A 20,376-nucleotide genomic window follows, 5' to 3' on the forward strand; every position below is an offset into this window, starting at 1 on the left:
GACTGAACGGCCTTGCGCCGTCAGCACATCAACCTGCCGCAACTTCGCGACAATCTCTTCAGCCGTGTGTCTCTTCCTGGGCATTCTCTCGTCCTCCAAATGGCAAAAAGCCATACATCAGGGAGGACCACTTCAAAGGGGGCAGGCCATGGCGCCGGATCGCCACCCGCTACGACCGCTGCGCCCACACCTTCTTCTCAGCCATTTGCATCGCGGCTGCCGTCGCCTTCTACCTCAATTAACGAGTCCTGAGCCTAGGCCTGAGCGGCGTGCTCCTGGTTGACGAACGCGATGCGCACCATGTTGGTGGCGCCGGGCGTGCCGAAGGGCATGCCGGCCACGATGATGATGCGTTCGCCGACGTCCGAGTAGCCTTCGCGCACGGCGAACTTGCAGGCGCGGAACGCCATGTCGTCGATGTCGCTGGCGTCCTTGGTGCGGATCGAGTGCACACCCCAGACCAGGGCGAGACGCCGGGCGGTGTTCACGCTGGGCGTCAGCGCGACGACCGTGGAGTTCGGCCGTTCGCGGGCGATGCGGAACGCCGTTGAGCCCGAGAAGGTCCAGGCGGCGACCGTCTTGATGTTGAGCGTGTCGGCGATCTGGTGCGAGGCCGCCGCGATGGCGTCCGATCCGGTCGCCTCCGGCTCCGCATTCAGGGTGCGCATGATCGACCAGTAGTTCTGATCCTGCTCCACTTCTTCGGCGATGCGGCTCATGGTGGCCACGGCGTCGATCGGATACTGGCCCGAGGCGCTCTCGGCCGACAGCATCACGGCATCGGCGCCATCATAGACGGCGGTCGCCACGTCCGAGACCTCCGCGCGGGTCGGGACCGGCGAGGTGATCATCGATTCCAGCATCTGGGTCGCCACCACCACGGGCTTGCCGAGCTTGCGGGCCGTGCGGACGATGCGCTTCTGGATGCCCGGCACCTTCTCCAGCGGCATCTCCACGCCGAGATCGCCGCGCGCGACCATGACCGCGTCGGAAATCTCCATGATCTCGTCCAGGCGGGTGATCGCCTGCGGCTTCTCCAGCTTCGACATGACGAGGGCGCGGCCGCGGGCGACCTTCTTCACCTCGGCTACGTCCTCGGGACGCTGCACGAAGGACAGGGCGATCCAGTCCACGCCGGCATCGAGGGCCGCTTCGAGGTCCGAGCGATCCTTGTCCGTCATGGCCGCGACGGGAATCGTCGTGTCGGGCAGGCTCACGCCCTTGCGGTTCGAGATCTTGCCCGCGACTTCCACGATCGTGGTGGCCGAGCCCTGCTTCACGCTCTTCACGCGCAGCCGCAGCTTGCCGTCGTCGATCAGCACCGTGTGGCCGGGCTCGAGCGACGACAGGATCTCGGGATGGGGCAGATGCACGCGATTCTTGGTGCCGGGCGTCTTGTCGGCGTCGAGGGTGAAGCTCTGGCCCTGCACCAGCATGGCGCTGTCGCCCTCGAAGGCGCCCACGCGCAGCTTCGGCCCCTGCAGGTCAGCGAGAATCGCGATGGGGCGCTTGAACCGGGCCTCGACGGAGCGGATCATTTCGACCCGCTCCTTCAGCTTCTCGCGGGGCAGGTGGCTCATGTTGAGGCGGAAGACGTCGGCACCGGCCTCGAACAGCTTGGCGATCATCTCCGGATTCTCGGAAGCCGGGCCCAAGGTTGCTAGGATCTTCGTGCGCCTGTCGCGTCTCATCGTCATGGCCCCCCTGGCCGGTTCGTTTCGGTGAGCTGGATCGTCCAGCTCTTCTGTTCACCTGTGTCGACTTCGAAGAAGCCGCTGCGATCAAAGCCTCGGGCGAGGCAATCTTCCGTTCCGCGAATCGTGAATTCGCGCTCCCGGGTGCACATGAAGGAGCGTCCGCTCCATTCGCCGCCCCGGTCGTAATCGATGGCATAGATATAATAGAAGCGGCCGCCGAGTTGTCCCTTGAGCAGGGTCTCGCAGCCGCGCGCGGTGAGATTCCACCAGCCTTCCGTGACCCACCCTTGAGCGTCCCGGTAGCCGAGCGCGATGCCGACCCGGCTCGACGTCATGTTGCACAGGCGCAGGTCGGCCTTCGCGGGCGCTGCGGCCAGAAGGCACCCGCCGACGAGGAACGTTGCGAGTGCAAGGCTTCGCCGCCAGCGAGGGGGCGAGGTGAGGAGAGCGGCCTTCATGGATGCGGTATGATCGAATCGAAAGGAATGAAATCGCACAATGCGGTGAGAACTATGTCGAATCGTTGTCTGCCAGAAGTTCAGCCGGAGCAAGACTTTACAGCAGGGGCGCCGCAGATTTTGCAGGCCGCATGGCCTTTACGACACGCCGGGGCATCTTTGAACCGGCCTTTGCTCTCCATATGGAGGGGAACTATCCGCTCTGCTAATCGGCTTTGGGGCGCGCAATCCAGATGCCGAAGAGAATCAAGGCGCCGCCGACGCTCTGCACCAGGGTCAGCGGCTCGCCGAGGATCGCCCAGCCGAACAGGGCCGCGGCAATCGCCTCCAGGAAAATCACCAGCGACGAGAAGACTGCCGGCAATCGTCCGAGCGCGATGGCGAGAAGGCCCTGGCCGCCCGCGTGGCTGACATAGGACATGGCGAGGAGCGCCGCGATGCCCTGCGCGGTCTGCGGGATCACCCGCGTGTCGAAGCTGACGGCAATGACCAGCAGAATCGCCGAGGTGATCAGCCCGGCTTCGAACGTCACCCGCGCGGCGCCCGCGCTCTTGCGCGCCCGGCTGGCGGCCAGGAAATACATGCCGAAGAAGAACGCCGTGGCGAGGCCGTAAAGATCGCCTTCGATCCGGGCGGGATCCGCCTGGAGGCTCTGCCCGATCAGGGCCGCGCCGCCGAGGAGGCAGAGGCCCAGGCCCATGAAGGTCCCCCGCGACACCTTCTGCCGGAGCACGAGCCAGACGGTCAGCACGACGAAGAGCGGCGCCATGGTGGCGAAGAAGGTGGCGTTCGCCACCGTGGTCTTGAGGATCGCCAGATGCCAGAAGAAGAGGTCGCCCGCGAAGACGATGCCCGCGAGGATGCTCGCCCTGGAGAACCGGACCCTCGGCGTGCCGGCGGGCGCGCGTTTCTCCTCGATTCGCATCCAGGCATAGAGCAGGGGCAGGCAGAGCGAGACGCGCCAGAACGCGCTGGCGAACGGCCCCACATCGGCGGGCGCCCCGCCCATGCTGGCGGAGGCGAAGCGCACGAAGATCGGGGAAATCCCCATGGCGACGGCGCCGAGACACAGCGCGGCAAAAGCCGAAGTCAAGCCCGGTTCGAGCCGGGCCGTGGTGGATGGAGAGGCCATGTGCGTCGTGAAAGTCTGTTGCGCGGAAGGTCGCGTTGTCAGGGTCGGAGCGGCACGTTAAGGCTTTTCGTCCGCCGTTCAATCCATCCCTGTCGAAATCCATTCTCCGCCATGTCCGCTTCCGCCGCCCTCGCGCTCGACGATCCATCCCTTGCGCCCCATCCCGTCGAGATCGTCCCCGGTTCCGTCGAATCGGGGATCCTGATCCTGTGCGACCACGCCTCCAACGCGGTGCCGCCGGATCTGGGCGATCTGGGGCTCCCGGAATCCGAGTTCGAGCGCCACATCGCCTACGACATCGGGGCCGCCGCCGTGACGCGCTCCCTGGCCCAACGCCTGGGCGCCCCGGCAATCCTGACCCGGTTCTCTCGCCTCATCATCGACCCGAACCGGGGCCGGGACGATCCGACCCTGGTCATGCGCCTGTCCGACGGCGCGGTGGTGCCGGGCAACGCCAAGGTCGACGAGGCCGAGGTTCAGCGGCGCATCGCCCGCTTCTACGATCCCTACGACGATGCCATCGCGGATGCGATCCACAAGGCCATGGCGGCGGGCCACCCGCCCGTCGTGGTGACAGTCCACAGCTTCACGCCGATCTGGCGCGGCTGGGCCCGGCCCTGGCACGTAGGCATCCTGTGGGACGCGGACGACCGCTTCGCCAAGCCGCTCCTCGAAGGATTGGCGGCGGAAGACGGACTCGTCGTCGGCGACAACGAGCCCTATGATGGAGCGCTGGCGGGCGACACAATCGACCGGCACGCCACAATCCGGGGCCTTGCCAATGCGCTCATCGAGATCCGGCAGGACCTGATCGCGTCGGACGAGGGCGCCAAGGAATGGGCCGAGCGCTTCGCCCGGCTGCTCGAGCCGCTCGCCGGCCGGCCGGAGCTGCGGGTCCCTGAGATCTTCGGGACCCGTACGCGCGACCGCCTGCGCCAGCACGAAGGGTAAGGCCATGAAGGACATCGACGCGAAGACCCAAGGAGAGCTGGAGGCTGCAGCCTTCCGCAGGCTCGTCGAGCATCTGCGGGAGCGGACCGACGTCCAGAACATCGAGCTCATGAACCTGGCGGGATTTTGCCGGAACTGCCTGTCCAACTGGCTGAAGGAAGCCGCCGACGAGCGGGGCGTCTCTCTCTCCAAGGACGAGAGCCGAACCCATGTCTACGGCATGCCTTATGAGGAATGGAAGGAGCGCCACCAGCGCGAGGCCTCTTCAGCCCAGCTTGCCGATTTTGAGAAATCGAAGCCCGGTCATTAAAACCGCTTCAACCAAATGGCCATAACACTGGCACCAACACCACAATTAAGGGGCTCCCCTCATGGATGACGCAGCTTTCAACACCGAATCCGTCGCAGCCGACCAGCTGAAGGCCTTCATCGAGCGCATCGAGCGCCTCGAAGAGGAAAAGGCCGGCATCGCGGGCGACATCAAGGACGTCTATGCCGAGGCCAAGGGCAACGGCTTCGACACCAAGGTTTTGCGCAAGATCGTTTCAATTCGGAAGAAGGACTACGCCGAGCGCCAGGAGGAGGAGGCGATCCTCGAACTCTACATGCAGGCGCTCGGGATGGTCTAAGACCTCTCTGTCGTTCCGTCCTTTCAAAAGCCTCGTGGATCCGTCCGCGGGGCTTTTCTTGTTTCAAAGAGCTGGTTCATCATCCTTTGACCTCATCCTGAGGAGCAGCGAAGCTGCGTCTCGAAGGAGACTCCAGTGACCTCTGGAGACGCCCTCGTCCTTCGAGACGCGAGCAAGCTCGCTCCTCAGGATGAGGGCTCAGGTAGCGTTTCGTCGGCTGGCCATGCATCCTTCCCGCTCGCGCGCGGCGGTCCGGTTGCCTATAAGGAAGCAACCACGAAAGCTGGAGAAACGCATGAAGCTCGCCCGGGACCAAGTGTCGGAACCTCTCGACGCGGATGCGCGCCGGACAATCGCTCCCGTCATCTGCTATCCGGTCGATACCCTGCCGCGGCCCGACCTCGCCGCTTACCAGGCCGCCCGCGAGGGCTGGGAGAAGATCGACGAGGTGGTCGTGCCGCCCCGCGATGCGCGCTGCTTCACCGTGCCCGCCGGCTGCTTCTTCCGGATCGTCAGCATCGAGGGCCCGCAGGTGGGCGATCTCAATCTCTGGTCGGCGGACAATCTCGACGAGCGCTTCTTCTCCGGCAAGACGCGGGCCCTTAACGGCACCCATGTCTCGACCGGCGACCAGCTCTGGTCGTCCCTGCCTTACTTGAGGCCGATGGCGACGATCACCCACGACACCCTCGACTGGTACGGCTTCGACGAATTCGGCGGCTCCGTGCACGACGTGATCGGCACGCGCTGCGATCCCTACACGCATCGGCTGCTCTCGGGGCACGATTATCACCATTGCTGCCATTCCAACCTGACCCGCGCGCTCGCGCATCGGCTGGGACGCCCGAAGGACGAAGTCGAGCCGGCGGTGCATGACGTGCTCAACGTCTTCATGTGCACCGGCTTCACGCGCGATACGGGGCAGTATTTCATGAAGGCGAGCCCCGTGCGGCCGGGCGATTATCTGGAATTCTTCGCCGAGATCGATCTTCTGGGCGCGCTCTCCGCCTGCCCGGGCGGCGATTGCAGCGCGGAGCATTCGAGCGACCTGGCGGTCTGCCATCCGCTGCTGGTGGAGGTCTATCGACCCAAGGCGCCGCCGCAGGGCTGGACCTCCCCGGCGCGCAACGCGTACGGCCGTCAGCACGGCGAGTGAGAAATCCTGCAGTTCAAACCAAAAGGGCCCCGCGAGGGGCCCTTTTCCTTATCTCACCACCGGCAGCGGTTTGACCGCCGGTCCCGTGAACTTGTTCGTCGCCAGATCGCCCGCGGGCTTGCTCGAGAAGCCCATATGCAGGCTGGGCTCCGCCGACATGAGGGCACTCAGGGCCGTTGCCGGGGGCTTCTTCGCGGCGGGGGCCGCCTTGGCCTCGGGAGCAGCCGCGGGCTTTGCCTTCTCGGCCTTCGCCGGAACCTTGGGCGTCGAGCCGGTCACCGGAATATCGACCGGGCTCGCGGAGGCCACCACGATGGGGCGCAGGGCTGGCCGGGGCGGCGGCAGCGGATGCTGGACGGCCGCCATCTCCGTCGAGCCGCGCGGCTCCGGAAGGCCAGGGATCGGGTTCGTTGCTGCGAGCGATCCCGGGCGGGCCGGCGGCAGCGGCGCGTAGGCGACGGCGACGGTCCCGGCGACGGGCTCGACGCCCGTGTCGTCCGCATCAGGCCGGCGCGGCGGCATCGGCGCAAAGGCCATGCCCTTGGCGATCGACATCTCGGATTGCGCCTCCGGACCCTGCTGCCATGCCAGGACGGGGCCCGATGCGGTCTGCACGGTGCCGGGCGCCCCGTTGATCCGGGTCGGCGGCAGCGGCGCCGTGGGCGGCGGCGTCAGGTCCTCACGCAAAGCGGGCGCCATGGCGGCCATGACGGCGGGAGCGGGCGGCTCGGGCCGGGGCTGGATCGCCACGGGAGCAGGACGTATCGGCTCGGGAGCCTGGCGCGGCTCCAGCGCCGCATAGACAGACGTGTTGGAATCGTTGGCGTAATAGTTCTGAGCCGGCTGGGACGAACGGGAGGCCACGATGGCCCGGCCCGGCCGCGAAGCGACCCGGATCTCCTCCGCGTCCTCGTTCTCGTCCTCGTCGAGGCCGAACAGCGTCGCCCAGAAGCTCTTGCGGCGCGGCTGGTTGGCGACGGCCTCCTCGGCATCCGCGTAGGCGGTATAGCCGGCGACCGTGCCACCCTTGGCAAGCACTTCGGCGCGGGCCTCGTCGTAGCCCGGCAGGGGCCTGCCGTCCGACGGGATGTGTACGGTCCTGCCGTCGGGGAAGATGCTGGCGAGCTGCGAGCGGGTCATGCGCGGCCAGGCGCGCACGCTGCCCACGTCGAGATGGACGAAAGGCGTGTAGGCATTGGGATAATAGCCGACGCCGCCGTTCTGGAGCCGCATGCCGATGGCGCGCAGGCGCGCGGCGGACACGTCCGGCAGGTAGAAGTCCATGGCCTTGCCCTGCATGTGCTGGCTGTTCTTGGCCACCACGCTCGAGCGCCGCCGCAGCATCGAGTTGGTCTGGGGCGAACGGAAGCCCGAATTCACATGCACCGGCTCGCTGGACCCGACCTCGCGATAGACCTCCCACACCGTATCGAACAGGCGCGGATCCATGCGGGTCGGCTCGTCGCGACGCCAGTCGCGCAGGAACCAGTTGAGCTGCTGCAGAGCCCCCGAATCGTACTGGCCGTTGCGCCTGAACGTGACGGTGAGGCTTTCCTTGGTATTGTTGTTGTAAAGGCTCAGCGTGCGGGTATCGCCATTGGCGACGGCATCCTGCGTGCCCCGCACCCCACCCACCATGACGGCCAGAAAGGCCACAAGACCAATGCCCGCGCGACATGCGAGGCGGCCCGTACGCAATACTCTCACTGTGGTACTCGTCTTTACAGGTCCGCATCCGGGAATGCGGCAATCCTTATGGTGAAAGGATCTTTGCCGAAGACGGTTACGTTCCCGTTAAGTGAGAGCAGGAAATTGGTTGAAAACGTGATGGAAAGGGGCGGCTACTCGGACAGGTTCAGGGCGGCCCGGACCTTGCGGTCGAGGCCGTAGAGATCCTCGAACTTCTTCATCTCGCCCTTCTCGTCGACCGTGAGCGTGAAATAGGTCAGGTGCACGGGCAGCGGCTTGGACAGTTGCACGGTACGCTCGCCCTTGCCGATGAGTCCGCGCAGCTTCTCCTCGGTCCACTTGCCGTCCCGGCCCACGACCTCTTCCGCGAGCTCGAACGGCTTGTCCACGCGCACGCAGCCATGGCTGAAGGCGCGCTTGCTGGCGGAGAAGAGATTGCGGTTCGGCGTGTCGTGCAGATAGACCGCGTGCTGGTTGGGGAACATGAATTTCAGGAAACCCAGCGCATTGCGCTCGCCCGGCGGCTGCTGAACGGTGATCCGGTCGCCGCGGCGGATGATCTTGTAGCCTTTCTTCGCCGCGTAGTCGGGATCGTTGGCGAGCGCCGGAAGGATCTCCTTCTTCATGATCGACGGCGGGATCGTCCAGGACGGATTGACCACGAGGTACTTCATGTCCTCGGAGAAGATCGGCGTCTGCGACTGCTCTTTGCCGACGATGACGCGGGTCTGGTAGACGGTGTTGCGCCCCTCCACCATCTGCAGGCGGAATTCGGGCACGTTCACCATGATGTGCCGCTGCCCCAGATCGGCCGGCAGCCAGCGCCAGCGTTCCATGTTGGCGATCAGGTCGGATTGCCGCTGCGCTACTGAGGGGCCGGAGAGGGCCGCCACCGTCTGGGCATTCAGGACGCCCGTGTCCGGCAGGCCCTTCTCCTTCTGGAAGGCCGCCACGGCGGAAGCCACGCGCTCGTCGTAGACCGTCTGATTGTTCGCATCCTTCGCGAGGTTGAAGCGGGCGCGGATCAGGGGCACGCGCGGATCCTTCATGCCCACGCGCAGGATCGGGCCGCGCGGCAGGCGCACGCTCGGCTGGGAGGGATGGCTCTCGCGCAGTTTCGCCAGCCGCTCCTTCAAGGCCTTGTAGCCGGCATGGGGCGGGTTGTAGGCCTCGAGCGCACCGCCCGCATCGCCGGCGGAGGCGACCTTGCTCAGCACCTCGTCGACGGCCGGCAGGACGAGCTTCGGGGTTACCAGGGGCGAGAGTCGCGCCAGGTCGATGCGCGCGCCGCGCGCATCGCGGGCATAGCGGATCACGGACAGGGAGAGCCGCACATCGGCCTGCGCCCACTGGGCCGGATTCGCATCCTTGCGCAGGCCCCTGTCGGGCAGGGCGTAATCGGCCGGGTCGAGTCCGTCCTCGTCGGCGGCCTTCAGGCGCTCCATCACGCCCATGGCGGCGGGCGACCAGGCGCCGTCCCGCGCCCAGACCAGCGGGCGCTCGGCCTGAGCGTAGAAAGCCTGCAGGGTGTCCCGGTCCTTGGCGCTCACGCGCATCTCGCGCATGGCGGCATCGTCCGCAAACAATCCCTCCACGGCCATGCGGACAAGATCCGTCTGCATCAGGGCCGTCACGGGAGCCGCATCGGGCAAGGGGATGTCGATGACGGGAGCGGCTTTGAGATCGGTCGACTCGATGGCGACGGGCGCCGGCTCGGGCAGCGGGATGGCTTGCGCCGCCGTATCCTTCTGCGCGGGAGTGTCCTGAACGGCGACATCGTGGAAGGAGGGCTCAGCCGGAGCGGTCTGAACCACGTCGGCCTGGGGATGGCCCGCATCTTCCGCGAGGGCGGACAGGGGAAAGAGGGAGACGGATCCAATGAGACCAAGCCACAGTGCCGTCTTGCGCACGTCACGCATGATCATGCTCCTCATCGCAGTGAAGGTGGAGGCGAAAGGATCCTCCATCGAGTGAATGTCGTCGGTGTTTGTGCACACGTCCTGTTACGCTTAACGCGCGAAACGCCGTGCCGCTTCATCGTCTAGGTCAAGTTGATTCAATTTTCTGTAAAGAGCTGCGATGGACGCGACATGAGAAAGTGTCATGAACGGCTGAAACGATATGGAGGAACATGCGTGTCATGCTGAACGACAAGGAGTAAACCGTCTCTTAACGGGGCGGAGCGCAAGCCGGTCTCCGGCCGATATGGGTTGATCCGGGGAGCACGGCAGCCAATATGTGTGCAGACCCTTCCAGCGTGTTCCCAAGCAGGCCATCGTCCGTGACCTTTCAGACAATCTCCCCCTTGCACCTTCCATCCTCCGCCGGCGCCGTGCAGGCCGATCTCGGGTCGCTGCCCGAATGGAACCTGTCCCATCTCTATCCCGGCATGGACAGCGAGGCGTTCAAGCGGGATCTCGCCAAGGCGGAAGCGGAGTGCAAGGCCTTCGCCGAAGCCTATCGCGGCAAGCTCGACGAGATGGTCCGGGGCGAGCGGGCGTCCGAGCGGCTGAACGAGGTGGTGAAGCGTTACGAGGCGCTCGAGGATCTTCTCGGTCGCCTCATGTCCTATGCGGGCCTCGTCTATTCCGGAGACACCACCGATCCGGTCCGGGCGAAGTTCTACGGCGACACCCAGGAGCGCCTGACGACCGCCTCGACGGAACTGCTCTTCTTCGCGCTCGAACTCAACCGCATCGAGGACGCGGCTCTCGACCGGGTCATGAGCGAGCAGCCGCTCGTCCATTACAAGCCCTGGATCGAGGATCTGCGCAAGGACAAGCCCTATCAGCTCGACGACAAGATCGAGCAGCTCTTCCACGAAAAGTCGGTGACCGGCCGCTCGGCCTGGAATCGCCTGTTCGACGAGACCATCGCTTCCTTACGATTCACGGTGCGCGGCGAGGAGCTGCCCATCGAGCCGACCCTCAACAAGCTGCAGGATCCGGACGAGAGCGTGCGCAAGGATGCGTCCGATGCGTTGGCGAAAACGTTCAAGGCCAATCTTCGCACCTTCACGCTCATCACCAACACGCTCGCCAAGGACAAGGAAATCTCCGACCGCTGGCGTGGCTTCCAGGATGTGGCGGATTCCCGCCATCTGGCCAACCGGGTCGAGCGCGAGGTCGTGGAGGCGATGGTCTCGGCCGTGCGCGAGGCTTATCCGCGCCTGTCGCACCGCTACTATGTCCTGAAGGCCAAGTGGTTCGGCAAGGACAAGCTCGACCATTGGGACCGCAACGCGCCCCTGCCGAAGGTGGAGCAACGCACCATCTCCTGGAACGAGGCCAAGGACACGGTTCTCTCGGCCTATTCAGATTTTTCGCCGCGCATGGCCGACATCGCGAGGCGCTTCTTCGACGAGCAATGGATCGACGCGCCGACCCGTCCCGGCAAGGCCCCCGGGGCCTTCGCCCACCCGACGGTGCCCTCGGCCCACCCTTATGTGCTCCTGAACTACCAGGGTAAGCCCAGGGACGTGATGACGCTCGCCCACGAGCTGGGCCACGGGGTGCATCAGGTCATGGCCGGCCCCAACGGCGCCCTCATGGCGCCGACGCCGTTGACGCTGGCTGAGACGGCCTCCGTCTTCGGCGAGATGCTCACCTTCCGCCGCCTGCTCGACCACACGACCGATCCTGTGCAGCGCAAGGCGATGTTGGCTGCCAAGGTCGAGGACATGCTCAACACGGTGGTGCGCCAGATCGCGTTCTACTCCTTCGAGCGCAAGGTGCACCTGGAGCGCCGCAACGGCGAGCTGACGGCCGACCAGTTGTGCGAGCTCTGGATGTCGGTGCAGGACGAGTCCTTGGGCCCGGCGATCCGCCTCGGCCCAGGCTACGAGAGCTTCTGGACCTACATCCCCCACTTCATCCACTCGCCGTTCTACGTCTACGCCTATGCTTTCGGCGACTGTCTCGTGAACTCGCTCTACGGCGTGTACGAGCGTTCCAACGAAGGCTTCGTGGATCGGTACTTCGCGCTGCTCTCGGCCGGCGGCACCAAGCACTACGCGGAGTTGCTCGCCCCCTTCGGTCTCGATGCCGGCGATCCGGCCTTCTGGCAGATCGGCCTGTCGATGATCGAGCGCCTGATCGGTGAGCTCGAAGCCATGGAGCAGGCAGCCTGATGTCCGATTCCGACCGCGAAGCGAACCGCTTCTCCGCGCGCGCCGCCCGTTACGCCCGGGTGGGCGCCAATATGGGCGGGGTCGCGGCCCGCATGGCCGGCTCGCGGCTGTTCGGAGGCGATGCGCGCGACGCGTCCAACGCGGCGGTGCTGGCCCAGGCCCTCGGCGGGCTCAAGGGACCGATCATGAAGGTGGCGCAGCTCCTCGCCACCATTCCGGACCTCATCCCGCCCGAATACGCCGCGGAACTGCAGAAGCTCCAGAGTGAGGCGCCGCCCATGGGGGCGGCTTTCGTGAAGCGGCGCATGCAGGCGGAGCTGGGTCCGCAATGGCAGAGCCGGTTCGGCTCCTTCGACCTGAACCCGGCGGCGGCCGCTTCCCTCGGCCAGGTCCATAGGGCGACCACGAAGGAGGGCGAGAAGCTCGCCTGCAAGCTTCAATACCCCGACATGCAATCCGCCGTGGAGGCGGATCTGAGCCAGCTCGAACTCGTCTTCGCCCTTCATCGCCGCATGGACCCCGCCATCGATACCCGCGAGATCTCGAAGGAGATCGGCGAGCGGGTGCGCGAGGAGCTCGATTACGAGCGCGAGGCGAAGCACGCGGCGCTCTATGCCCGGACCCTCGCCGACGTGGAGGAGGTCCGGGTGCCGCGGGTCCATCCTGACCTGTCCACCCGGCGGCTCCTGTCGCTCGAATGGCTGGAGGGCGAGAAGATCCTCGGCTTCACCGAAGCGCCGGTCGAGATCCGCAACCGGTTGGCGGTCGCCATGTTCAAGGCCTGGTGGCACCCCTTCAGCCACGCGGCCGTCATCCACGGCGATCCCCATCTCGGCAATTACACGGTCTTCTCCGAAGGCGGCGAGGCGAGAGGGATCAACCTCCTCGACTACGGCTGCATCCGCATCTTCCACCCGCGTTTCGTCGGCGGCGTGGTCGATCTCTATCGCGGGCTCCAGACCGACGACCGGGCCCGCGTGGTCCATGCCTACGAGACCTGGGGCTTCAAGAACCTGTCGAACGAGCTGATCGACATCCTCAACATCTGGGCCCGCTTCATCTACGCCCCGCTCCTCGACGACCGGATCCGCACCGTGGCCGACGGCGTGAAGCCGGGCGAATACGGCCGGCGCCAGGCCTTCGAGGTTCACAAGGCCCTCAAGGAGAAGGGGCCGGTCACCGTCCCGCGCGAGTTCGTGTTCATGGACCGGGCAGCGGTCGGCCTGGGGGCGGTCTTCCTGCACCTGAAGGCCGAGCTGAACTACCACCGGCTGTTCGAGAACGAGATCGAACGCTTCTCCCTGGAAAACCTCGAGCAGAAGCAGAAAGAGGCCCTGGCCGCTTCCGGTTTACCAAATACGATGTAATGAGGTTGCATCTTTCGCCGTTAAGCTTTAGGCATGACGGTACGTTAGAGGCAGCTCATGAAGATCGCTTTCGTTCACCAGAACTTTCCCGGCCAGTTTCTTCGCCTGGCCAGAACCTTCGTGGCCGAGGGGCACGAGGTCGTCGGCCTGGGGATGGTCAAGCAATGCTCCATCCCGGGCGTGAAGTATTTCTCCTACGATGCGGTCCCCGGTCCAGAGGACGCGCCCTACCAGAACCGCTACTCCCCGGTCATCCCGCGCCTGCGCCGGGCTTACGGCGTCGCCCACCGGGCGAAGGCGCTGGCGCAGCAGGGGTTCGAGCCCGACGTTGTCGTGGTCAATACGGGCTGGGGCGAGAACCTGTTCCTGAAGGACATCTGGCCCAAGGCCCACCATGTGGCCTATTTCGAATATTACTACCACGCCAAGGGGCAGGACCTCGATTTCGACCCCGAGTTCCCGGTCACCAACGAGGAGGTGATCTGGCGCCTTCGCCTGAAGAATTCGATGCAGCTCGGCGCCCTCGATGCCGCCGACGTGGCCGTGGCACCGACCCGCTACCAGCGCGATACCTTCCCGACTTATCTGCGCGACCGGCTCGCCATCATCCATGACGGAATCGACACCCAGAGGCTCCAGCCCGACCCGAACGTCAGGATCCAGCTCGGCGAGAACGGGCCGCAGCTCACCCGCGAGAAGCCCGTCGTCACCTACGTGACGCGCAACATCGAGCCGATGCGCGGCGCTCATATTGTCTTCAAGAGCCTGCCTTATCTGCTCGATATCGATCCCGAGCTTCAGGTCGTGATCATCGGCGGCCGGGGGACGAGCTATTCCGGCTCCGCGCCCAAGGGACAAACCTGGTTCGACGTCTTCAAGTCCCGAATCGAGCGTCCGGTGGACTGGTCCCGGGTCCATTTCGTCGGAAACCTGCCCTATGACCAGTTCGTGAGGGTCCTGCAGGTCTCCTCGGCCCATGTCTACATGACCTATCCCTTCGTGCTGTCCTGGTCCTCCATCGAGGCCATGGCGCTGGAATGCCGGATCGTGGCTTCGGACACGGAACCGGTCCGCGAGATCATCCAGGACGGGGTCAACGGACGCCTCTTCCCCTTCTTCGACGAGAAGGCCCTGGCGGAGCGGGTGCGCGAGACGCTGGCGGAGAAGGAGAAGTCCGCCACCATGGCCGCAGAGGCCCGCCGGATCGCGGTTTCGAAATATGATTACGAGACCGTCAGCCTGCCCCAGTGGCGCCAGTTCCTCGGGATCAAATAGATGCAAAAAGCATTCATAAAGTTTTCGTTTGGAGCCATTCGAAAGATTGCGGCTCCTTACGGCATGCGCTAAACGCAGCAGTTAACTAGTGACGCTGAACAGGGCTTTGAATCATGGCCGATACAAAACATGCGCCGCACGGGGGCTACAGTCCGGATATGGACGGCCGCGCTCATGAGGCGACCTATCACGGATTTGTCCAGTTTGCCGAAATCGCCACTGCGGTCATCATCTGCCACGTGCTCGCGCTGGCCGTCGGCGGCATCAAGCATGCTTGGCTCACGGCGATCTTCGGCGTGATCCTCTCGCTGGCCGCGGGCGGCATCGGCGCAATGGCTCCCTCCGTGGGCGTGCGGGCTCCGGCCGCCGTCGGAATCCTCCTCGTACTGGCGCTCATCCTCTACTGAGCGGCGGGGAGCTTTTTCGAGGCATACAGACGAGATAAGAGCTTGATTTCAAGCCGTTGACCACATCCAGGGGGGCCTACATGCGGATTGCCGTTCTCTCCGAAACCGATGGAGCGGAGACTCGCGTTTCCGCCACCCCTGAAACGGTCAAGAAATACAAAAGCCTCGGCGCGGACGTGGTCGTCCAGGCCGGGGCGGGCGCCAAGGCCGGCATTCCCGACGCCGAGTTCGAGGCTGCTGGCGCTTCGGTCGTTGCGTCGGCCGAGGATGCCCTGAAGGACGCCGACATCGTCCTCAAGGTCCGCCGCCCTGCCGAGGGCGAGCTGACGGGCGTCAAGCCCGGCGCCCTCGTCATCGCCATCATGGACCCCTACGGCCAGGAAGCCGCTCTCAAGGGCCTAGCCGATGCGCAGGTCTCCGCCTTCGCCATGGAGCTGATGCCCCGCATCACCCGCGCGCAGGTCATGGACGTCCTCTCCTCCCAGGCCAACCTCGCCGGCTACCGGGCCGTCATCGACGGTTCCGCCGAATACGGCCGCGCCATGCCGATGATGATGACGGCGGCCGGCACCGTGCCCGCCGCCCGCGTCTTCGTCATGGGGGCGGGCGTCGCCGGTCTCCAGGCCATCGCCACGGCCCGCCGCCTCGGTGCGGTCGTGACCGCCACCGACGTGCGCCCCGCCGCCAAGGAACAGGTGGAAAGCCTGGGCGCCAAGTTCATCGCGGTCGAGGACGAAGAGTTCAAGCAGGCCGAGACCGCCGGCGGCTACGCCAAGGAAATGTCGGACGCCTACAAGGCCAAGCAGGCCGAGCTGGTGGCCTCCCACATCGCCAAGCAGGACATCGTCATCACCACGGCGCTGATTCCCGGCCGCCCGGCGCCGAAGCTCGTCTCCCGCGCCATGGTCGAATCCATGAAGCCCGGCTCGGTCGTCGTCGATCTGGCGGTGGAGCGCGGCGGCAATTGCGAGCTGGCTCAGGCTGGCCAAGTGGTGGAGCATAACGGCGTCAAGATCGTGGGCCACCTCAACGTGCCCGGCCGCCTCGCCGCCAGCGCATCCAGCCTCTACGCGAAGAACCTCTACGCCTTCGTCGAGACGCTGGTGGACAAGGAAACCAAGGCTCTGGCCGTGAAGTGGGACGACGAGCTGGTCAAGGCCACCTGCCTGACCCGCAACGGCGCCATCGTCCACACCGCCTTCCAGCCGACCGCTTAACCGTCCAGGGGAGGACACCATGGCAACGCTTACGCCCGAACAGGCCGTCGAACAGGCCCGAGCGGCGGCAGAGGCTGCCCGCCGCTCGGCCGAGGCAGCCCAGACCATCGCCGATCAGGTGGCCGAAGCGGCCGGCAACGCCGCCGCCGTCGTGACCCACGGGGCCGTCGATCCGACCGTGTTCCGCCTCGCGATCTTCGTTCTGGCGATCTTCGTCGGCTACTACGTGGTCTGGCAGGTGACGCCTGCGCTGCATACGCCGCTGATGTCGGTCACCAACGCCATATCGTCGGTGATCGTGGTCGGCGCGCTGCTGGCGGTGGGTGTCAACGTGGCGCCGGCCCTCGGTGACGGACCGATCTGGGCCCGGGCGCTCGGCTTCATCGGCCTTGTGCTTGCCAGCATCAACATCTTCGGCGGCTTCCTGGTGACCCAGCGCATGCTTGCCATGTACCGCAAGAAGGGGTGAGGCGATGTCGGCCAATCTAGCCTCGATCCTCTACCTCGTCTCCGGCGTCCTGTTCATCCTGGCGCTGCGCGGCCTGTCCCATCCCACCACGTCCCGGCAGGGCAACCTCTACGGCATGGTCGGCATGGGGATCGCCATCCTCACCACCCTGTTCGTCTCCCCGCCGAGCGGCTTCGGCGGATGGGCCCTGGTGATCCTGGGGCTGGCCATCGGCGGCGGCATCGGCGCCGTGGTCGCCCGGCGGGTGCCGATGACGGCCATGCCGCAGCTGGTCGCCGCCTTCCACTCCCTGGTCGGCCTCGCGGCCGTGCTGGTGGCGGCGGGTGCCCTCTACGCGCCGCAGGCCTTCGGCATCGGCTCGGTCGGCACCATCCATGGCGGCTCGCTGTTCGAGATGGCGCTCGGCGTCGCCATCGGCGCCGTCACCTTCACCGGCTCCGTGATCGCGTTCCTGAAGCTTGACGGTCGCATGTCCGGAAAGCCGATCCTGCTGCCGAGCCGGCATGCCATCAATATCGGCCTCGGCCTGCTGCTTCTCGTGCTGCTGGTGTTCTTCATCCGCACCGAGAGCCACGCGGCCTTCTGGCTCATCGTGCTGGTCTCCTTCGTGCTCGGGGTGACGCTGATCATCCCCATCGGCGGCGCCGACATGCCGGTGGTCGTGTCGATGCTCAACTCCTATTCCGGCTGGGCGGCGGCGGGCATCGGCTTCACGCTGGGCAACCTCGCGCTCATCATCACCGGCGCACTGGTCGGCTCCTCGGGCGCGATCCTGTCCTACATCATGTGCAAGGGCATGAACCGCTCCTTCATCTCGGTGATCCTCGGCGGCTTCGGCGGCGAGACGGCGGCTTCCGCCGGCGGCGCGGTCGAGACCCGGCCCGTGAAGCAGGGCTCGGCGGACGATGCCGCCTTCATCATGAAGAACTCCGCCAAGGTCATCATCGTGCCGGGCTACGGCATGGCGGTCGCCCAGGCGCAGCACGCCCTGCGCGAGATGGCGGACCAGCTGAAGGCCGAGGGCGTCGAGGTGAAATACGCCATCCATCCGGTGGCGGGCCGCATGCCGGGCCACATGAACGTACTGCTGGCGGAGGCCAACGTTCCCTATGACGAGGTGTTCGAACTCGAGGACATCAACGGCGAGTTCGCGCAGGCCGACGTCGCCTTCGTCATCGGCGCCAACGACGTGACGAACCCGGCCGCCAAGACCGACCCGTCCTCACCGATCTTCGGCATGCCGATCCTCGACGTGGAGCGCGCCAAGACCGTTCTGTTCATCAAGCGCGGCATGGGCTCCGGCTATGCCGGCGTCGAGAACGAGCTGTTCTTCCGCGACAACACCATGATGCTCTTCGGCGACGCCAAGAAGGTCGTGGACGAGATTTTGAAGAATCTCTGATCTGCCCATCATGCCCATCAGGTGAGCTTTTCATGCCCGGCCTTGCGCCGGGCATTTCATTTTTCCACCTTCGTCATCACCGGCCTTGTGCCGGTGATCCCGATAGCAAGAACGCGGCGCTTCTCCCGATCGAGATGGCCGGGACAGGCCCGGCCATGACAAGAGTGGGCATGACGTCTTGGTGAAAAACTGATTTAAGGAGCCCTCCTCTGTCTGGAAACTTTCCATGGCTCCCGTCACCCTCCGCACCGCCCTCCCGGCCGACCGGGATGCCGTCACCGAGCTGATCCACCAGCTCAACGTGTTCGAGGCCGACCTCGTGGGCGATCGGCGGCGGGACTATGCGGCCGCGGCGGAATATTACGACGAGCTGATGCAGCGGCTGTCCCGGCGCAATGGCCGGGTCGTCCTGGCCGTGGCGGAAGGGGTGATCGTCGGCGCCATGGGCTTCTCACTCGATCAGGACGCCGCCTATGTGGTCGACGGCGTGCGCAATCACGGTACGGTGACGGACCTGATCGTGCATGGCGACTGGCGCGGACGGGGCATCGGTCAGATGCTCCTGAAGGAGGCGGAGCGGCTGACGAAGGAAGCCGGCCTCAAGCGCCTCTTCATCGGCGTTCTCGCGGCCAATGAGCGGGCCGAGCGTACCTATCGCGCCTTCGGCTTCGAGCCTTACGTCTCGATCCTGTCGAAGGAACTCTGAGGATCAGGATACGCTTCGTCCCACGTTATGAGCATCGTCAGCTTCGGCCAGCAGGCGGGCCAATTCTTGCTCCGAACCCGTTCGCGATAGACATCCATCTTGTGCTCGAACGCCGGCGTCGGTCTCACGATCAGGTTCAGGAGATCCTGAATCCCATGCGGCGCCATCACCTCGACTTTGCCGTCGATCGATCGCGCCATGATCGCGGTGGCGGTTTCAGCCCAATGAGCAACCGCATCGAAGGTGTCGCGGTAAGGACTGTCGCCGTTGCGAAGATGCATGCGCGCTTGGTTCTTCACGGACCAGAGCGTGCCGGGAGCGATGGCGCGGAGGCGGCGTTCCAAGTCGCTTTCCCGTTCTCTTCCGGTGTCGCCGGGATCGAAGAAGATCACGTCCACGTCGTTGAGACGGGAGACGTCGATGACGCGCCCGTGCAGCACGTCCCAGACGGTGTTGCGGATGAAGCCGGCGCCGATCCAGCCATCCGGAAGCCCGAGGCTCTCCACATATGAGAGAAGCGCATGCAGGTCCGCATGCGCTTCCAGAAGATCTTGGATATTCGCGATGGTGCGCAGGGGAGAGGCAGGATGCATGCCGCCTCCTTCAGAAAGCCCTTACGAGCGGAACAGGCCTGCCATGCCGCCCTGGAGGCGCGAGCTGCCCTGGCGGGCGACGCTGTTGCTGTTGTCGAGGGCGAGAGCGCGCTGGTAGCTCTCGATGGCCTGGCTCCGGTCGCCCTTGCGCTCGAGGGCCACGCCGCGCCACGCCCAGGAATCGGCGTCCTTGCTGTTGACGTTGAGGGCCGCGTTGAAATCCTCGATGGCCTTGTCGTACTGGTTCGTCGCCACGAAGCTCTGGCCGCGGGCCGCGTAGGGGGCGCCCACGAAGGGGTTGCGGTCGATGGTGGCGTCGAAATCGAGGATCGCCTGCTGGTGCATGCCCTGGCGCTGGTAGAGCAGGCCGCGGGAATGGAGCGCCTCAGCCGATTCGGGCAGCAGGCGGGTGGCCATGTTCAGGTCGCTGAGCGCTTCCTGATACTGGTTCTGGGCACGGTACAGGTTGGCGCGGCCGATATAGGCCGGGCCGTAATTCGGATCCGCCTGAATCGAGCGCGTGAAGTCGGAGAGCGCCTGATCATTGCGGTTCGTCTGCCGCAGCGCCAGGGCGCGATTGGTATAGGCCGGCGCATAATTCGGGTCGAGCTGCACCGCCTTGGTGAAATCGGCGATGGCGTTGCTGTAGTTGCCCACGCGGGCATAGGCCGCGCCGCGGGTGTTGTAGGCGCTCGGGTCGTTCGGGTTGCGCTGGATCACATCCGACAGGGACGAGATGTTGACCGTGCTCGTGCCCTGCGTGTCTTCCTCCACCACGGCGATGCGCTGGGTGGGGCCTCCGCCCACGGTGCTGCAGGCGGAAAGGCCGAGGGAAACGAGGGTCAGGCTCAAGGGGGCAAAACGGCGAATCGATGGGGCGAACACCTTCGTCTCCAGCTTATTTACTCACGGTACCAGGGAGCGGCACTCTGGCGGGAAATCCTTAACAGCCGTGAAACAAGGCATCAAAAAGGCGACAAGGCAATAGGAATCGTAACTTAGTTCGATAACGTCCTGGAGAGACGTGCCTCAGACATGCAAACAGCGCCCCGCTTGCGCGACGGGCGCTGATTCACAACCGATAGGCTAGGCCTTTTCA

19 protein-coding genes and 1 pseudogene are annotated in these 20,376 nt (G+C 65.4%); 13 read left to right on the top strand and 7 right to left on the bottom strand.

Annotated elements, in window-relative coordinates:
- Window positions 1–143: 143 nt before the first annotated feature.
- Window positions 144–242 (top strand): annotated as a pseudogene (locus AB4097_RS02900) (IS5/IS1182 family transposase); the annotation flags it as partial.
- A 12-nt stretch (window positions 243–254) separates the two neighbouring features.
- Here AB4097_RS02900 and pyk read toward each other — a convergent pair.
- The 3 genes from pyk to AB4097_RS02915 form a co-directional block, all read right to left on the bottom strand.
- Window positions 255–1,691 carry a pyruvate kinase gene (pyk, locus tag AB4097_RS02905; protein ID WP_442037243.1) on the bottom strand — a complete coding sequence of 479 codons (1,437 nt, stop codon included), beginning with the start codon at window positions 1,689–1,691 and terminating at the stop codon, window positions 255–257.
- A gap of 2 nt (window positions 1,692–1,693) precedes the next feature.
- Complete coding sequence (locus AB4097_RS02910; protein ID WP_442037080.1) at window positions 1,694–2,155, bottom strand: DUF1036 domain-containing protein; 462 nt, start codon at window positions 2,153–2,155, stop codon at window positions 1,694–1,696.
- Between the two features lie 205 nt (window positions 2,156–2,360).
- Window positions 2,361–3,287, bottom strand: coding sequence for a DMT family transporter (locus AB4097_RS02915; RefSeq protein WP_442037082.1), 927 nt, complete (start codon window positions 3,285–3,287; stop codon window positions 2,361–2,363).
- 111 nt (window positions 3,288–3,398) lie between these two features.
- Here AB4097_RS02915 and AB4097_RS02920 point away from each other — a divergent pair, with 111 nt between their 5' ends.
- The 4 genes from AB4097_RS02920 (at window position 3,399) to AB4097_RS02935 (ending at window position 6,023) form a co-directional block, all read left to right on the top strand.
- Window positions 3,399–4,238, top strand: a complete 840-nt coding sequence (locus AB4097_RS02920) for an N-formylglutamate amidohydrolase (RefSeq protein ID WP_442037084.1) — start codon at window positions 3,399–3,401, stop codon at window positions 4,236–4,238.
- 4 nt (window positions 4,239–4,242) lie between these two features.
- Window positions 4,243–4,548 carry a DUF1244 domain-containing protein gene (locus tag AB4097_RS02925; RefSeq protein ID WP_442037086.1) on the top strand — a complete coding sequence of 102 codons (306 nt, stop codon included), beginning with the start codon at window positions 4,243–4,245 and terminating at the stop codon, window positions 4,546–4,548.
- A 61-nt stretch (window positions 4,549–4,609) separates the two neighbouring features.
- Window positions 4,610–4,867 carry a DUF2312 domain-containing protein gene (locus tag AB4097_RS02930; protein ID WP_009763387.1) on the top strand — a complete coding sequence of 86 codons (258 nt, stop codon included), beginning with the start codon at window positions 4,610–4,612 and terminating at the stop codon, window positions 4,865–4,867.
- 295 nt (window positions 4,868–5,162) lie between these two features.
- Window positions 5,163–6,023: an urea carboxylase-associated family protein gene (locus AB4097_RS02935; RefSeq protein WP_442037088.1), complete on the top strand. Its 861-nt coding sequence runs from the start codon at window positions 5,163–5,165 to the stop codon at window positions 6,021–6,023.
- A gap of 48 nt (window positions 6,024–6,071) precedes the next feature.
- Here the strand turns inward: AB4097_RS02935 and AB4097_RS02940 are convergent, their stop codons facing one another.
- Window positions 6,072–7,730 (bottom strand): DUF882 domain-containing protein, encoded by a 1,659-nt coding sequence (locus AB4097_RS02940; RefSeq protein ID WP_442037090.1) that lies wholly within the window; start codon window positions 7,728–7,730, stop codon window positions 6,072–6,074.
- Window positions 7,731–7,864: 134 nt separating this feature from the next.
- Window positions 7,865–9,631 carry a L,D-transpeptidase family protein gene (locus AB4097_RS02945; protein ID WP_442037092.1) on the bottom strand — a complete coding sequence of 589 codons (1,767 nt, stop codon included), beginning with the start codon at window positions 9,629–9,631 and terminating at the stop codon, window positions 7,865–7,867.
- Window positions 9,632–9,948: 317 nt separating this feature from the next.
- Between AB4097_RS02945 and AB4097_RS02950 the strand changes: the two genes are divergently transcribed.
- The 8 genes from AB4097_RS02950 (at window position 9,949) to AB4097_RS02985 (ending at window position 18,684) form a co-directional block, all read left to right on the top strand.
- Window positions 9,949–11,841, top strand: coding sequence for a M3 family oligoendopeptidase (locus AB4097_RS02950; RefSeq protein WP_442037094.1), 1,893 nt, complete (start codon window positions 9,949–9,951; stop codon window positions 11,839–11,841).
- Window positions 11,841–13,208 carry an ABC1 kinase family protein gene (locus AB4097_RS02955; RefSeq protein ID WP_442037096.1) on the top strand — a complete coding sequence of 456 codons (1,368 nt, stop codon included), beginning with the start codon at window positions 11,841–11,843 and terminating at the stop codon, window positions 13,206–13,208. The genes AB4097_RS02950 and AB4097_RS02955 overlap by 1 nt, the downstream gene beginning before the upstream one ends.
- Window positions 13,209–13,265: 57 nt before the next feature.
- Window positions 13,266–14,483: a glycosyltransferase gene (locus AB4097_RS02960; protein ID WP_442037098.1), complete on the top strand. Its 1,218-nt coding sequence runs from the start codon at window positions 13,266–13,268 to the stop codon at window positions 14,481–14,483.
- A gap of 113 nt (window positions 14,484–14,596) precedes the next feature.
- A complete protein-coding gene (locus AB4097_RS02965; RefSeq protein WP_442037100.1) occupies window positions 14,597–14,890 on the top strand; it encodes an aa3-type cytochrome c oxidase subunit IV in 294 nt (97 codons plus the stop codon).
- 80 nt (window positions 14,891–14,970) lie between these two features.
- Window positions 14,971–16,107 (top strand): Re/Si-specific NAD(P)(+) transhydrogenase subunit alpha, encoded by a 1,137-nt coding sequence (locus AB4097_RS02970; protein WP_442037102.1) that lies wholly within the window; start codon window positions 14,971–14,973, stop codon window positions 16,105–16,107.
- A 19-nt stretch (window positions 16,108–16,126) separates the two neighbouring features.
- The gene (locus AB4097_RS02975; protein ID WP_442037104.1) at window positions 16,127–16,576 is read left to right on the top strand and encodes a proton-translocating transhydrogenase family protein; all 450 of its coding nucleotides are present in this window, start codon (window positions 16,127–16,129) and stop codon (window positions 16,574–16,576) included.
- Between the two features lie 4 nt (window positions 16,577–16,580).
- The gene (locus AB4097_RS02980) at window positions 16,581–17,978 is read left to right on the top strand and encodes an NAD(P)(+) transhydrogenase (Re/Si-specific) subunit beta (RefSeq protein WP_442037106.1); all 1,398 of its coding nucleotides are present in this window, start codon (window positions 16,581–16,583) and stop codon (window positions 17,976–17,978) included.
- Between the two features lie 226 nt (window positions 17,979–18,204).
- Window positions 18,205–18,684, top strand: coding sequence for a GNAT family N-acetyltransferase (locus tag AB4097_RS02985; RefSeq protein WP_442037108.1), 480 nt, complete (start codon window positions 18,205–18,207; stop codon window positions 18,682–18,684).
- Here AB4097_RS02985 and AB4097_RS02990 read toward each other — a convergent pair.
- On the bottom strand, window positions 18,654–19,277 hold the full coding sequence (locus AB4097_RS02990; protein WP_442037110.1) for a nucleotidyltransferase family protein: 624 nt from the start codon (window positions 19,275–19,277) through the stop codon (window positions 18,654–18,656). The genes AB4097_RS02985 and AB4097_RS02990 overlap by 31 nt on opposite strands.
- Window positions 19,278–19,298: 21 nt before the next feature.
- Window positions 19,299–20,162 (bottom strand): tetratricopeptide repeat protein, encoded by an 864-nt coding sequence (locus AB4097_RS02995; protein WP_442037112.1) that lies wholly within the window; start codon window positions 20,160–20,162, stop codon window positions 19,299–19,301.
- Between the last annotated feature and the right edge of the window lie 214 nt (window positions 20,163–20,376).

Source organism: Microvirga sp. 2MCAF35 (genome assembly GCF_052115545.1).
Lineage (GTDB): Bacteria > Pseudomonadota > Alphaproteobacteria > Rhizobiales > Beijerinckiaceae > Microvirga.

What these genes read in the sequence shown, in the direction of transcription:
- pyk (WP_442037243.1), bottom strand. Translation starts at nt 1,691, where the DNA reads ATGAGACGCGACAGGCGCACGAAGATCCTAGCAACCTTGGGCCCGGCT.
- AB4097_RS02910 (WP_442037080.1), bottom strand. Translation starts at nt 2,155, where the DNA reads ATGAAGGCCGCTCTCCTCACCTCGCCCCCTCGCTGGCGGCGAAGCCTT.
- AB4097_RS02915 (WP_442037082.1), bottom strand. Translation starts at nt 3,287, where the DNA reads ATGGCCTCTCCATCCACCACGGCCCGGCTCGAACCGGGCTTGACTTCG.
- AB4097_RS02920 (WP_442037084.1), top strand. Translation starts at nt 3,399, where the DNA reads ATGTCCGCTTCCGCCGCCCTCGCGCTCGACGATCCATCCCTTGCGCCC.
- AB4097_RS02925 (WP_442037086.1), top strand. Translation starts at nt 4,243, where the DNA reads ATGAAGGACATCGACGCGAAGACCCAAGGAGAGCTGGAGGCTGCAGCC.
- AB4097_RS02930 (WP_009763387.1), top strand. Translation starts at nt 4,610, where the DNA reads ATGGATGACGCAGCTTTCAACACCGAATCCGTCGCAGCCGACCAGCTG.
- AB4097_RS02935 (WP_442037088.1), top strand. Translation starts at nt 5,163, where the DNA reads ATGAAGCTCGCCCGGGACCAAGTGTCGGAACCTCTCGACGCGGATGCG.
- AB4097_RS02945 (WP_442037092.1), bottom strand. Translation starts at nt 9,631, where the DNA reads ATGCGTGACGTGCGCAAGACGGCACTGTGGCTTGGTCTCATTGGATCC.
- AB4097_RS02950 (WP_442037094.1), top strand. Translation starts at nt 9,949, where the DNA reads ATGTGTGCAGACCCTTCCAGCGTGTTCCCAAGCAGGCCATCGTCCGTG.
- AB4097_RS02955 (WP_442037096.1), top strand. Translation starts at nt 11,841, where the DNA reads ATGTCCGATTCCGACCGCGAAGCGAACCGCTTCTCCGCGCGCGCCGCC.
- AB4097_RS02960 (WP_442037098.1), top strand. Translation starts at nt 13,266, where the DNA reads ATGAAGATCGCTTTCGTTCACCAGAACTTTCCCGGCCAGTTTCTTCGC.
- AB4097_RS02965 (WP_442037100.1), top strand. Translation starts at nt 14,597, where the DNA reads ATGGCCGATACAAAACATGCGCCGCACGGGGGCTACAGTCCGGATATG.
- AB4097_RS02970 (WP_442037102.1), top strand. Translation starts at nt 14,971, where the DNA reads ATGCGGATTGCCGTTCTCTCCGAAACCGATGGAGCGGAGACTCGCGTT.
- AB4097_RS02975 (WP_442037104.1), top strand. Translation starts at nt 16,127, where the DNA reads ATGGCAACGCTTACGCCCGAACAGGCCGTCGAACAGGCCCGAGCGGCG.
- AB4097_RS02980 (WP_442037106.1), top strand. Translation starts at nt 16,581, where the DNA reads ATGTCGGCCAATCTAGCCTCGATCCTCTACCTCGTCTCCGGCGTCCTG.
- AB4097_RS02985 (WP_442037108.1), top strand. Translation starts at nt 18,205, where the DNA reads ATGGCTCCCGTCACCCTCCGCACCGCCCTCCCGGCCGACCGGGATGCC.
- AB4097_RS02990 (WP_442037110.1), bottom strand. Translation starts at nt 19,277, where the DNA reads ATGCATCCTGCCTCTCCCCTGCGCACCATCGCGAATATCCAAGATCTT.